This window comes from Paenarthrobacter sp. JL.01a, from assembly GCF_025452095.1.
GTDB lineage: Bacteria > Actinomycetota > Actinomycetes > Actinomycetales > Micrococcaceae > Arthrobacter.
Genome location: NZ_CP104877.1, coordinates 3,651,801 through 3,665,544 on the forward strand (window position 1 = coordinate 3,651,801; position 13,744 = coordinate 3,665,544).

General features: G+C 63.9%; 10 protein-coding genes. 3 read left to right on the top strand and 7 right to left on the bottom strand.

The window, feature by feature from the left end; genetic code table 11:
* Positions 1-61: 61 nt before the first annotated feature.
* Positions 62-1,627 (bottom strand): NCS1 family nucleobase:cation symporter-1, encoded by a 1,566-nt coding sequence (locus N5P29_RS17300; RefSeq protein WP_262276036.1) that lies wholly within the window; start codon positions 1,625-1,627, stop codon positions 62-64.
* Between the two features lie 289 nt (positions 1,628-1,916).
* Here N5P29_RS17300 and aceE point away from each other — a divergent pair, with 289 nt between their 5' ends.
* A complete protein-coding gene (gene aceE / locus N5P29_RS17305; RefSeq protein WP_262276037.1) occupies positions 1,917-4,667 on the top strand; it encodes a pyruvate dehydrogenase (acetyl-transferring), homodimeric type in 2,751 nt (916 codons plus the stop codon).
* Positions 4,668-4,738: 71 nt separating this feature from the next.
* Here aceE and N5P29_RS17310 read toward each other — a convergent pair whose 3' ends face one another.
* On the bottom strand, positions 4,739-4,930 hold the full coding sequence (locus N5P29_RS17310) for a YegP family protein (protein ID WP_189020707.1): 192 nt from the start codon (positions 4,928-4,930) through the stop codon (positions 4,739-4,741).
* Positions 4,931-5,089: 159 nt separating this feature from the next.
* On the opposite strand from N5P29_RS17310, the gene nboR reads away from it, so the two are divergent.
* Both nboR and N5P29_RS17320 read left to right on the top strand, forming a co-directional pair.
* Entirely contained in the window at positions 5,090-5,728 is a 639-nt protein-coding gene (nboR, locus tag N5P29_RS17315) for a nicotine blue oxidoreductase (protein WP_262276038.1), read from the top strand.
* Between the two features lie 19 nt (positions 5,729-5,747).
* Positions 5,748-6,218 (top strand): GNAT family N-acetyltransferase, encoded by a 471-nt coding sequence (locus N5P29_RS17320; RefSeq protein WP_262276039.1) that lies wholly within the window; start codon positions 5,748-5,750, stop codon positions 6,216-6,218.
* Between the two features lie 57 nt (positions 6,219-6,275).
* On the opposite strand, the gene N5P29_RS17325 is transcribed toward N5P29_RS17320, so the two are convergent.
* The 5 genes from N5P29_RS17325 to N5P29_RS17345 form a co-directional block, all read right to left on the bottom strand.
* Complete coding sequence (locus N5P29_RS17325) at positions 6,276-9,044, bottom strand: molybdopterin-dependent oxidoreductase (protein WP_262276040.1); 2,769 nt, start codon at positions 9,042-9,044, stop codon at positions 6,276-6,278.
* Positions 9,034-9,969, bottom strand: coding sequence for an FAD binding domain-containing protein (locus N5P29_RS17330; protein ID WP_262276041.1), 936 nt, complete (start codon positions 9,967-9,969; stop codon positions 9,034-9,036). Before N5P29_RS17330 ends, N5P29_RS17325 begins: the two co-directional genes overlap by 11 nt.
* Complete coding sequence (locus tag N5P29_RS17335; RefSeq protein ID WP_262276042.1) at positions 9,960-11,183, bottom strand: XdhC family protein; 1,224 nt, start codon at positions 11,181-11,183, stop codon at positions 9,960-9,962. The genes N5P29_RS17330 and N5P29_RS17335 overlap by 10 nt, the downstream gene beginning before the upstream one ends.
* A 326-nt stretch (positions 11,184-11,509) precedes the next feature.
* Positions 11,510-13,093 (bottom strand): NCS2 family permease, encoded by a 1,584-nt coding sequence (locus tag N5P29_RS17340; protein ID WP_262276043.1) that lies wholly within the window; start codon positions 13,091-13,093, stop codon positions 11,510-11,512.
* Between the two features lie 6 nt (positions 13,094-13,099).
* Positions 13,100-13,594 (bottom strand): nucleoside deaminase, encoded by a 495-nt coding sequence (locus N5P29_RS17345; RefSeq protein ID WP_018778860.1) that lies wholly within the window; start codon positions 13,592-13,594, stop codon positions 13,100-13,102.
* Positions 13,595-13,744: the final 150 nt, after the last annotated feature.

Sequence of the window (13,744 nt, forward strand, 5' to 3'; positions counted from 1 at the left end):
ACGGCAGCGCCCGCCCTGCGGCCGGTTGACCGGAAGGGCGGGCGGCGCCTTTTGTCACATGTCAGTGGGTGCTTGCGACGGCGATCGGCTCACCGGAGACGTCCTGGTGGACCTGCTTCTTGTCCGCAACGGCGAAGTAGGTGAGTGCCGCGACGCCGGCCCCGATGAACCAGGCGAACGGTGCCGCGGCGGCCAGCCCAGGGATGAACGCGATGGCGATCGCCAAGGCAGCGGCCGGAAGCATCGCAATGATGGCCTTCGGGTTGACGCCCCGCTTGTAGAAGTAGGCGCCTTTGGGGTCCTCCGTGTAGAGCTCGGGGACATTGACCTTGCCGCGGCGGACCAGCCAATAGTCAGCCATGACAACACCGAACAGCGGGCCAAGCAAAGCACCGAGGCCGCCCAGGAAGTACACGATCACAATCGGGTTGTTGTAGAGGTTCCACGGCAGGATGATCAGGCCAATGGTTCCGCTGACCCAGGCCGCCTTGCGGAAGTTCAGGTGCCGCGGGAACAGGTTGGTCAGCGCGTAGACGGGGGCCACGAAGTTGGCCATCAGGTTCACGGCGATGGTCAGGATCAGCAGCGCCAGGCAAGCCAGGACCAGCAGGAGCGTATTGGGAATGCTCTGGACGATGTCCGACGGGCTTTGGATGACCGTGCCGTTGATCTTGTACTGGCCGCCGGCCATGACGACGACGATCGCGCCGAACACGAGCATGTTGATGGGGATGCCCCAGAAGTTGCCCTTGACGATGGATTTCCTGGAGGTGGAGGAGCGAGTGAAGTCGCAGAAGTTCAGCACGAAGGTTCCGTAGATGGACACCCAGAGTGCACCACCGGCGAAGATGGTCAGCCACATCTCGGTGCCTTCGAGGCCCTTGATACCGGTCCACTGGATGGCTCCGCCGGCTTCGATGAAGACCCAGACGGCGATCGCGGCCATGGTGATGAGGATGATGGGGCCGGCGAAGGCTTCGTATTTACGGATCATCTCCATGCCGAAGCTGACGATGACCAGCTGCACGATCCAGAGGGCAACAAAGGAGAACCAGCCCAGCGTGGACAAGCCCAGGATGGAGTTGCTGTCCAGGTCCTTCAGCCCAGGAGCCATCGCCACGAGCATGACGCGCAGGACGACGGACGCCAGGTAGGTCTGGATGCCGAACCAAGCGACAGCGACGGCGCCACGGACAAGGCTTGCGATCTGGGCTCCCCTGATGCCAAAGCTGATGCGGCTCATAACCGGGAAAGGCACGCCTGTCTTCTGGCCCATGAAACCCGAGAAGTTCAGGAGGGCGAAAAGAAGCACGGCACCGATTCCCAGGGCTACCAGGATTTGCCAGCCACCCAGGCCAAGCGAGAACAGACCGATGGCAAAGGCATAGTTACCCAGGCTGTGGACGTCGTTGGCCCAGAGGGTAAAGATGCTGTAGCTGGTCCACTTGCGGCCTTTGGCCTTGGTGGGGGCGAGGTCGATGTTGTAAAGACTTGGACTGATGGTTTGGCCTGCGGCTTCGGAAGCAATCGCGCAAAGATCCGTGTTTCCCACGACCGGGTGGTTGGGGGCACCCTTTTCTGCGTCTTCCGGAGTCTCGTTGACGCCGACTGATGAAGTCGTCTGCATCGTGGATCTCCACTTCGTTTTGATTCCACATTATGGAATCAAGTTATTGAATAGTGAAAGAACTCTATGACGCAGGTCACCTCCAGTCAAGGTTGAGACTGTACGCCGGGTCACATTCGGTTGTTTGCCGCGGGGTTTCCCGATTGACTGAGCCGGATACCCAATCCGTGTTGACGCTGCCCACCAGCGCACGTAATCTCGAATTGCAGAATTTTATTCTCACAATACGAAATTCCTTGAGCGCCCCCACAGAGCAAGCGCCCATACATTCAATGAAGAGAGGTTGGACGTGGCTGCAGGAGAAGAGACCTCACACATCCTCAGCGGGTTGACTGCCCAGCTGCCTGATCGTGATCCGGAAGAGACCGCGGAGTGGATTGAGTCCCTTGATGCGTTGATCGCTGAGCAGGGTACCGAGCGGGCGCAGTACATTATGCGTTCGTTGTTGCAGCGTGCTGGTGCCCGGAGCGTGGGTGTGCCGATGGTGACGACCACTGATTATGTGAACACGATCCCGGTGGACCAGGAAGCGCCGTTCCCGGGGAATGAGGAGTTCGAGCGCCGGTACCGGGCGTATATGCGCTGGAACGCCGCGGTGATGGTCCATCGTGCGCAGCGCTCCGATATTGGTGTCGGTGGGCATATTTCCACTTATGCCGGTGCCGCGACGTTGTACGAGGTTGGGTTCAATCATTTCTTCCGGGGCAAGGACCACCCCTCGGGCGGGGACCAGGTGTTTTTCCAGGGCCACGCGTCCCCGGGGATGTACGCCCGGGCGTTCATGGAAGGCCGGTTGTCCGAGGAGGACCTGGACGGGTTCCGTCAGGAGAAGTCCAAGGAAGGCCACGCCCTGTCCTCGTACCCGCACCCGCGCCTGATGCCGGGGTTCTGGGAGTTCCCGACCGTGTCGATGGGTATCGGCCCGATGAACGCGATCTACCAGGCCCAGTCCAACCGGTACCTGCACAACCGTGGCATCAAGGACACCTCGGACCAGCAGGTCTGGGCGTTCCTTGGTGACGGTGAAATGGACGAGCCCGAATCCCGTGGCCTGCTCCAGCTCGCCGCGAACGAGAACCTGGACAACCTGAACTTCGTGATCAACTGCAACCTCCAGCGCCTTGACGGGCCGGTGCGCGGCAACGGCAAGATCATGCAGGAGCTCGAGGCGTTCTTCCGCGGCGCGGGCTGGAACGTGATCAAGGTCGTCTGGGGCCGTGAGTGGGACTCCCTGCTCGAAGCGGACCAGGACGGGGCGTTGGTGAAAATCATGAACGAAACCCCCGATGGTGACTACCAGACCTACAAGGCCGAATCCGGCGGGTTCGTCCGCGAACACTTCTTCGGCAAGTCCCCGCAGACCAAGGACATGGTCGCGGACCTGACCGATGAGCAGATCTGGGGCCTCAAGCGTGGCGGCCACGACTACCGCAAGGTCTACGCCGCGTACAAGGCAGCGACCGAGTTCAAGGGCAAACCCACCGTGATCCTGGCCAAAACGGTCAAGGGCTACGGCCTGGGCCCGCACTTCGAGGGCCGCAACGCGACCCACCAGATGAAGAAACTGACCATGGAAGACCTCAAAGCCTTCCGTGACCACCTCCGCATCCCCATCACCGACGAGCAACTCGACGCGGACCTCTACCGGCCCCCGTACTACCACCCCGGCATGGACGCCCCCGAAATCCGGTACCTCATGGACCGCCGGGCAGAGCTCGGCGGGTTCGTGCCCGAACGCCGCCGCACCCACACCCCCGTGACCCTGCCCGAGGCCAAATCCTACGACGTCGCCAAACGCGGCTCCGGCAAACAACAAGCCGCGACCACCATGGCCTTCGTCCGGCTCCTCAAAGACCTCATGCGGGACAAAAACTTCGGCCACCGCCTCGTCCCGGTCGTCCCGGACGAATCACGCACCTTCGGCATGGACGCGTTCTTCCCGACCGCGAAAATCTACAACCCCAAAGGCCAGAACTACCTCTCCGTGGACCGCGACCTCGTCCTGGCCTACAAAGAATCCCCCGCCGGACAACTGATCCACCCCGGCATCAACGAAGCCGGCGCCGTCGCAGCCTTCACCGCCGCCGGCACCTCCTACGCCACCCACGGCGAACCCCTGGTCCCGATCTACGTCTTCTACTCCATGTTCGGCTTCCAACGCACCGGAGACTCGTTCTGGGCCGCAGCAGACCAAATGACCCGCGGATTCATCATCGGCGCCACCGCAGGACGGACCACCCTCACCGGCGAAGGACTCCAACACGCCGACGGACACTCCCCCATCCCGGCCTCCACCAACCCCGCCGTCCGCACCTACGACCCCGCCTACGGCTACGAAATCGGCCACATCATCCGCCACGGCCTCGAAACCATGTACGGCGAAGACTCCGAGGATAAGAACGTGATGTTCTACCTCACCGTCTACAACGAACCCATCACCCAACCCGCCGAACCCGAAAACCTCGACACCAACGGACTCCTCAAAGGCATCTACAAACTCGCTGACGCCCCCCAAGGAGACACCAACCGGCCCACCGCACAAATCCTCGCCTCCGGCGTGTCCGTGCCCTGGGCCCTGGACGCCGCACGCATCCTCAACGAAGACTGGGGCGTCGCCGCGACAGTCTGGTCCGTGACCTCCTGGAACGAACTCCGACGCGACGGACTCGACGCCGACGACCACGCCTTCCTCAACCCCGGCCAACCCCCACGAACCCCGTTCATCACCGAACAACTCACCGGCCACCACGGACCCGTCATCGCCGTCTCCGACTACATGAAAGCCGTCCCCGACCAAATCCGCCAATACATCCCCAACGACTTCGCCTCCCTCGGAGCAGACGGCTTCGGCTTCTCCGATACCCGCCAAGCCGCCCGCCGCTACTTCAAAAACGACACCCACTCCATCGTCACCAAAACCCTCCAGATGCTGGCGGCGAGGGGCGAGGTCGAGGAGGGCGCGGCGTCGTACGCCATTGACCGCTACAAACTGCTGGACGTAAACGCCGGCACCACGGGAGGCGCAGGCGGCGACGCCTAGTCCCCTTAACGCCAGTGGCGGCAGTGTTCTCCATGAACACTGCCGCCACTTGTCGTTTGGCACGCGGAGCATCAGGTGCCCAGGTTCCGCCGATCAACCACGAAGCCAGTCGCCGCATTTTCGCGCACTGCGTTGATTCCAGCCACCACTGCCTTCAGGTTCGGAAATTGCGGCGACACTGCCACCACCGTGCCATCGTCTGCTGTGAGCCGGAAACGGAATGAATTGGTTCCCGCCTTGAGAATTTCGAAACTGCCCGCCATGTCCCCTGTTCTTTCACGCGTCGTTGCGTTCTCGAGCTGACTTCATAACTCCTCATCGACCATAACGGCCATTTCACGGGGTCAAAACCCCTACTCAGGAGTAGTTTGAAACCGATATCGGTAGATCAAATGGAAAGCCAGCAAGGAGCTAGAGACCCTATGGACCCCCGCGCGTATGGTGAGCATATGACTCAATCCGGCACGGCGCCCACCACGGGCGTCCTGCTCGCTGCGGGCGCCGGCACACGTTTGGGCCGTGGGCCCAAGGCGTTGTTGCCCTACCGCGCCCGAACTCTGGTGGAAGTCCTGGCAGACACGCTGTTCGACGGCGGCTGCAGCGAAGTTGTGGTGGTACTCGGCGCGGAGGCCGACCGTGTCCGCAGCAGCACGGACCTGGGTGCCTACAAGGTGGTGGAGAACCCGGACTGGGGCAAGGGCATGGCAGGCTCCTTCCGCGCGGGCATCGACGCCGCAGCGGCGGGCAACAGCATCATGGTCGCTTTGGTGGACCAGCCCGGATTAACCCCGACGGCGGTGAGCAGGTTGCTGGGCAGCCACCGTCCGGGACGGGTCACCGCAGCCGCGTATCCAGATGAGTCAGGCCGCCTGAAGCGGAGGCACCCGGTGATTTTCGACGTCGAACTCCGCTCCCAAGCGGCGGCAGCGGCCCATGGCGATACCGGCGCGCGCTCGTTCCTCAAGGCGCATCCGGGGTTGGTGGATCTGGTGGACTGCAGCGATCTGTGCTCGGGCGAGGACCTGGATACCAAAGACCAGCTTCATTTGCTGGAAATGTGAACCGGGTAAATTCGGGTTCATGATCCGCATTGAGACCGACGATCCCGCACGTCCCGACGTCCACGCCCTCCTCAGCGAGCATTTGGCTGACATGTTCGCGACATCGCCCGCGGAGAGCGTGCATGCCTTGGACCACTCGGCGTTGTCCCATGAGTCGATCACGTTCTGGACGGCCCGGGAGAACGGCATCCTGCTGGGCTGCGGTGCGTTGAAGGTTCTCGGCGCGCCGGGCGAGGCGGAGCTGAAATCGATGCGCACTGCCGCGGAGGCACGTGGGCGGGGTGTGGCAACACTCTTGTTGAAGCACATTGTGGCTGAAGCCAGGAACCGGGGCTTTGAACGGTTGGCGCTGGAAACGGGAACCGAGGACTACTTCGCTCCGGCCCGGCGTTTGTACGCCAAGCACGGTTTCACGGAGTGCGCTCCTTTCGCCGACTACACCCTGGATCCGAACAGCGTGTTCATGGAGCTCCCCCTTCAACCCAAGTAGGGGACAGATAACGTCGCTACGGGCGTCCATTGCGACGTTTGCTGTCCCCTAGTTGGGTCAGTTGGGGATGAGGGTGCGGTCGCGGAGGGCCAGGTAGATCTTGTCCCTGGCGATCGGCAGCTCACCGAAGCGGATCCCCGTGGCGTTGCGGATCGCGTTGGCCAGTGCGGGAGCCACCGGGTTGAAGGGGCTCTCACTCATGGACTTGGCACCCAGGGGACCAGTGGAATCGTTGGTCTTGGCGAAATACACCTCGCTCCGGGGTACGTCGGCGAACGACGGGATGTGGTACTGCCGCAGGATGTCCGTGGTGACCCGGCCGGCGTCGTCCACCTTCACTTCCTCATAGAGTGTGGCGCCAAGGGCCTGTGCAATGCCGCCCTCGATCTGGCCCCGGCATTGCCGCGGGTTCACCACCACTCCAGCGTCGGCCGCCTGCACGCTCTGCAGGATCCGCAGCTCGCCCGTGCCCTTGTTAACAGCAACGCGGAAACCGTGCACGTTGAAGGCAACCGAACGCGGGGTGCCTCCCCAGTTGCCGTCGGTGGCGAGCCGGACGCCTTGGAGCCTGGCGGCGTCGACGATTTCCTTCAGCGGAACCGAACGGTCCCCGCACTCAACCGCCCCGTCCACCAGACGGCATTCCGTCAGAGGAACGCCGGTCAGCGAAGCGGCGACGGTTTGGATGCGGGTAGCCAGCTCCAGCGCCGCACCGAGCGTCGCCTTGCCCGCAACCACGGTCCCGGCCGAGCCGAAAGCGCCGGTATCGTGCTCCACCAGGTCGGTGTCCGATTGCCGCACCAGGATCTCGTAGGCAGTGGTCCCCAACGCAGTGGCGGCCAGCTGCGCGTGCACGGTTGTGGTGCCGTTCCCGAATTCCGCAGTACCGACGTCGACGGCGAACTTTCCGTCCGCTTCCAGGCTCACCCGGGTGTGGGCGAAGTGGCCGCGGGGCGGGACGGTGTCGATCATGGACAGGGCTGAGCCCTCCCCCACCACCCACTCCGGGCCGAGGTCCTCCAGGCCAGCGGCACGGTAGCGTTCCTTGCCGCGGTCCAAAGCGTCCCGCACCAGCGCCACGCACTGGTCCAGGCCGTAGCTTCCGTAGTGCACGTCTTCTTCGGGCTCGGGAGTGGTGGAGAGCATGTGGTCGCCGGGCCGGACCATGTTCTTGAGCCGGAACTCCAGGGGATCCATGCCGATCCCGATGGCCAGCTCATCAATGGCCGACTCGATGGCGAAGATCATCTGGCTCAAGCCATACCCGCGGAAAGCCCCGGCGGGAACCGTGTTGGTGTACACGGCGTGGGCGTCCACCTTCTTGTTCACGCACTTGTAGACGGCCAACGATTCACCACAACCGTGGAACATCACGCCGGGAGCGTGGTTTCCGTAGGCCCCGGTGTTCGTAAGGACGTTCAGTTGCAGGGCAGTGAGGTAGCCGTCCCTGGTGGCCCCCGCCTTGAGGTGGATGGTGAACGGGTGCCGGGTTGTGGTAGCGGTGAATTGCTCGGTCCGGGTGAACTCCAGCTGCACCGGCCTGCGAAGGGCCAATGCAGCCAACGCCGCCAGGTCCTCGGTCAGCACTTCCTGCTTGCCGCCAAAACCGCCGCCCACACGTCCGGCTACTACCCGGATGGTCTCAGGAGCCAGGTTGAACAAGCGGCTCAGCGTACGCTTCACCAGGAACGGCACCTGCGTGGACGAACGGACCATCAGTCGGCCCTCCTCATCCACCCAGGCAATTGAGGCATGCGTTTCCATGGCCACGTGCTGCACGCGCTGCGTCTGGTACGTGTGCTCATGGATGAAATCGGAAGCTGCGAATCCGTCCTCCACGCTGCCAAGTTCGGCATGGACCTCTGCCACGACGTTCCGCAGCGGCCGCGAAATGCGGGAGAACACGCCGTCCTTCTCGCCGTGGATTGCAGGCGCTCCGGGAAGGATGGCTTCCTGCGGAGTGAACACGGGTTCCAGGAGTTCGTACTGGACCTCCAGCGCCCGGGCCCCTGCTTCGGCTGCTCCCACGGATTCGGCCACTACGGCGGCAACGCGCTGCCCAATAAAGCGAACCACGTTGTCCAAGACGCGGGTGTCATCGGGATCGTCCGTGTAGTTCTCGTGCTGGGCCGTGGAGAAGAGCTGCTGCGGAGCGTCCTCGTGGGTGAACACAGCCACCACGCCGGGAACAGCCAACGCGGGAGCCTTGTCGATGGACACAATGCGTGCGTGCGGGTGCGGCGAACGCAGGAGCTTCATGTGCAGCAGGCCCGGGAGCTGCTCAGCCGGCACATCCAGTGAGTAGCGGGCGGTGCCGGTGACCACGGCCAGGCCGGCGGGGGCGGGGACGTTATCCCCGAGCTGGCCCACGCCTTGATCCGCACCATGTTGGTGCTCGCCACCATGCCCGCACACGGCATCGGCAATTGAGCGGTAACCCGTGCAGCGGCACAGGTTTCCCTTGAGGTTGCGCGGCAGGTTGGCGCGTTGTTCGTCGTCGAACGTGGCAGCGGTCATCATCATCCCGGCGGTGCAGAATCCGCACTGGAAACCCTGGGCCTCCAGGAACTGCTCCTGCACTGGATGCAGGCCGTCAGCGGTCGCGAGGCCTTCGATGGTGGTGACGGCTTTGCCCTCGGCGCGAACAGCCGGGTAGATGCAGCTGTGGACCGGCGTGCCGTCGACGTGCACGGTGCACGCACCGCAGTCACCGCCGTCGCAGCCCTTCTTGACGCCGAAGTTGCCCTGCTCGCGGAGGAAAGTACGCAGGCACTGGCCGGGTCGGGGTGTGGCCTGCGAGGCAGCGCCGTTGATCTCAATTGCCATGGGAGGCCTCCTTCTGGGTGCCTGGAGTTTCGGGTTGCGTGGACGGCTGGGGCGAGGTGGCGTGCGGCGGCCAGAAATCGCCGGACACGGTCATCGACTCATCCAGCAGCTCCGCCCGGATCTCCTCGGCAAGCTTCACGGTCATGTCCCGACGCCACGCCGGAAGGCCGTGGATGTCATCGTGGTACAGCTCCTGCGGGATGGAATGCTCGACGGCGGCAGCCAACGCCGCGGCGTCAGGAACCTCGTCCGCGGCGAACCTCAGCTGCACCGGACGTTTGGTGGACGCGGTGACGGTGAGGACCAAGCCGAAAACGGGATCCAGCCGGCCTATCAGGAGCACACCGGAGCGTCCGAGGTTGCTCAGGGACAGCCGACGGAAGGCCACCCGGGCGGACAGTGCCTCGGCAGGAAGGTGGATGCTACGAAGCAACTCTCCCGGAGCCAGGACGTTCTCCATGTCCCCGGTCACGAAGTCCGCGACCGGGACGGTGCGGCTGCTGCCATCAGGGCTGAGAATCGTGGCGACACCGTCCAAACCGGCGCACAGTGAGGTCATGGGTCCTGCAGGAAGTGACGTGCAAATGTTCCCGCCCACCGTGGACATGTTCCAGACCTTGAAGGAGGCCACGAAGGAGTCGCAGCTGGGACGGATCAAGGCCAGTCCGGGCCACTCGCGGTGGGCCACTTCCGCGGAGTCAGGCAGGGCGTAGAGCTCCGCTACCGTGCAGGTTGCGGCAAGTTCGATGCCTTCGTCGGTGATGGTGATGGCGGGCCAGCCTGCGTTTCCAAGGTCCAGCAGCCGTTTGAGGACGGTGCTTCCATAGGAGAAAAGGACCGTTCCGCCGGCGAGCCAGGCATCGCCGTCGCGCCATTGAGCCGGGTCCGTGGTGGGGACCACGGCCTCGATGGTGTTCATGTCCATGGGTCCTCCTGGGTGAGGTGTTGGGGTGCTGGGTGGATTGGGCCGGTGCTGTCCCGCAGGGACGGAAAGCCGCTGGTCTTGGCGCCTGCGCCCCGACCCGCGATGATCTCGGCCGTGATGGAGACCGCTACTTCGGCGGGAGTTACCGCGCCAAGGTCCAGTCCGATGGGCGAATGCAGCCGTTCCAAACACTCGGCGGGAGTTCCTGCCTCGACGAGGGCGTCCACCCGTTGCCGGTGGCTGCGGCGTGAACCCATGGCCCCGACGTAGGACAAGTTCAGCCGGAGGGCGGCCTTGAGCAAGGGGATGTCGAATTTGGGGTCGTGGGTGAGGACGCACACCACTGCCCGGGAATCGAGCCGACCGGCGGCGGCTTCGGCTTCGAGATAGCGATGCGGCCAGTCGGTGACCACCTGGTCAGCGCCGGCGAAACGGGTCTGGGAAGCGAACGCGGGCCGCGCATCGCAGAGGGTGACGTTGTAGCCCAGGAGTTGCCCGGCCGGGAGCAACGCCGCGCCGAAGTCATTCGCACCGAAAACCAGCATGCGCGCTGCCGGCAAACGGCTTTCCACGAACAGCGTGATGGGTTGCGGCTCTTCCTCTTCCCGGGGCGGGGCCGCCAATCTTTCCGTGGTGACCCAGCCATCAATGCAGCCCTCGGGCGGAGCCAGGCGGACCAAGCCGGCACGGCCGCCTTGGAGCAAGGGCTCGACCTGGGCGGCGGCGGCAAAGAGTGTGGAGGGATGGTCGCCCACCAGCACGGCCAGTTCCTCGGATTCCATGGCCCGGAACCGCACAGGATCCTCGACCACCATGACCCCTCCCCCGGCATCGAGCCGGCGGATCAAGGCTGCGGGGCGTCGCTCCCCGGCGAACGCGGTAAGTTCAGGCGCTCCGGCACCGAAAGGCTGGATGTGGACTTCCAGCTCGCCCCCGCAGGTAAGTCCGACGGCGAACGCGTCCTCGGCACTGTAGCCGTAGGACTCAAGGCGCGGACCGCCGTCGCGCATGGCTTCCAAGGCAGCTTCCACGACGGCGCCCTCGACGCAACCACCGGACAAGCTGCCCAGGATATCGCCGTTTTCGGAGACCATCATTGAGGTCCCCAGGGGCCGCGGCACGGAGCCGCCGCTGCCCACGATCGTGGCCACCGCCAAGCGTTGGCCCGAGACCGCAGGCCGCCAGCCGCCCAGTGAAGGCATCAGATCCAGCATGGCAACACGTCCTTTTTCCAGGTGTCCCGGCAGGGATGGCCCGGCCGGAGCAGTGCGCGATCTTGCCCCATGTTCTCATTCGCAGAGGGTGTTGAGGGGTAGTCGCGGCATTTCGATAAGAGTTCATGACATTCCATAGGAACGGGGGCAAGGGCTTCATCTCCCTGCCCCCGTTCCCTGACGGAGCGTCGGCACCCGGCCGCCGCCCGCCGTCGTGCCTGTTCATCAGGGACGACGACGGCGGACGCCTATTCGTGCGGTGGGTACCGGCGGACCGTCGATCAGAGTGCCGGAAAGGAACCCGCCGGCGCGGGGTGCGGTCCCGGTCAGACGCCCATCAGGGCGTTGATGGGGCCGCGGGCGAAGTAGATGATGAAGCCAACCGTGACCACCCACATGAGCGGATGGACCTTCTTGGCCTTCCCCGACGCCGCGCTGATGACGGCGAAGGAGATGAAACCGACGCCGATGCCGTTGGCAATGGAGTACGTCAGGGGCATGGTCACGATGGTGAGGAATGCAGGGAGTGCGATGGAGAACTTGGTGAACTTGATCTCGCGGATCTGCGCCATCATCATCGCACCCACCACAACCAGTGCCGCCGCAGCTACTTCAAGCGGCACCACTGAGGTCAGCGGCGTGAAGAACATCGAGCCCAGGAACAGCAGGCCGGTGACCACGGAGGCCAGGCCGGTCCGGGCTCCTTCGCCGATGCCCGCCGCGGAGTCAATGTAGACGGTGTTGGACGAACCCGACGTTGCCCCGCCCACCACTGCACCCATGCCTTCGACAATGAAGGCCGACTTCAGCTTGGGGAACGTGCCGTCCTTGTGGGCCACGCCTGCACTCTTGGCCAGGCCGGTCATGGTGCCCATGGCGTCGAAGAAGTTGGTGAACACCAGGGTGAAGACCAACATCGTGGCAGCGAGCCCGCCGATCCGGGCGAACGAGCCGAAGAGGTCGAACTGGCCCACCAGGCTGAGGTCCGGGACGGATACCAGCTGGCCGGAGAGCACAGGGGTGTTCAGGTGCCAGCCGCCGGGGTTGGTGGCACTGCCGGGACCGATCTTGAAGATGGCCTCGACAACAGCGGCAAGGACCGTGGTGGCGACGATGCCGATCAGCAAGCCGCCCTGGATTTTGCGTGCCACGAGGATACCCATGGCGAGCAAGCCAACAATGAAGACGAGGGTGGGGATGGACGTGATGGAGCCGTCGTTGCCCAACTGGACCGGCGGGCCGCCCGCGGTAGGACGGACAAAGCCGGAATCGACAAAGCCGATGAAGGCAATGAAGAGGCCAATACCAACCGTGATGGCGGCCTTGAGTTCCTTGGGCACAGCCTTGAAGATCGCCGTCCGGGCACCGGTGGCACCGAAGAGGACGATCAGGATGCCGTTGATGACCACCAGGCCCATGGCTTCTGGCCACGTGACTTCCTGGATGACCGCGACGGCAAGGAAGGAGTTGATGCCCAGGCCGGCCGCGAGGCCGAACGGCAGGTTGGCGATGAGACCGAAAACAATGGTCATGACGCCGGCGGTCAGGCCGGTGACTGCGCCAACCTGTGCGGCCGACAACCAGCCGCCGGCCACATCCGTGGGAGCGTTCTCCGCGGAGAAGCCGCCCAGGATCAGTGGGTTGAGGATAACGATGTAGGCCATGGTAAAGAAGGTGACCAGGCCGCCTCGGAATTCCCGGGCCAGAGTCGAGCCGCGCTTGGTGATCTGGAAGAACTTGTCCAGGAAGTGTGGGGGCTTCTGGCCGTTGCCGTTGGCGGGGCCGGTTGCCGTGTGCTTTGCTTGTGCCGCTGTGGGCTCTGCGCTCTTGTTCCCGTTGGGGAGGAGCGCAGCCTGCTTTTCAGCTGCTGTCTGCATTTCTGCGGGATCCAGGATTGTCATGTCAGCCACCGGGCCCTAGTAGTCAATCCTGGAATCAAGCGTGTTCCATGTATTGAACGGCTGGAGGGCCTCCGGAGCCTGGGGGTCGCCCAGTTCCAGCTTGGCTACCGGCATCAGCGCGTCCCGGTTGTCGTTCTCGAAGTACTCGTAGAAGACGGCGTCATCGAAGCCAACGGATGCGGCGTCGTGACGGTCTGCGGCAAAGAACACGCGGTCCACGCGTGCCCACAGCGCGGAAGCCAGGCACATGGGGCATGGCTCGCAGCTGGTGTAGAGGGTTGCTCCGCTGAGGTCGAAGGTTCCCAGTTCGCGGCAGGCGTTACGGATGGCCGTGACTTCTGCGTGTGCTGTGGGATCGTTCGAGGCGGTGACGCGGTTGACGCCTTCGAAGGCTCGTCCGTCCGCGGTAACAATGACGGCGCCGAAAGGGCCACCACTGTTCAGGACATTGGCTGTTGCCAGCTCAATGGAGGTGGCCAGGAATTGCTCGGCCGTGACGGTTGTACTCATGTTGCGACTTCCTTAGTGCTGTGGAAGCCGGGTGAACCTGTTGGGGGCGCTGCAAATAGAGCTCCAGTTAGCTTGGTTACCAGGCTTCAGCATGTGCGTTGAAGGTTAAGTTGCGCCTGGTAGATAGCTTCCCGAAGTCCGGGTGCCCGC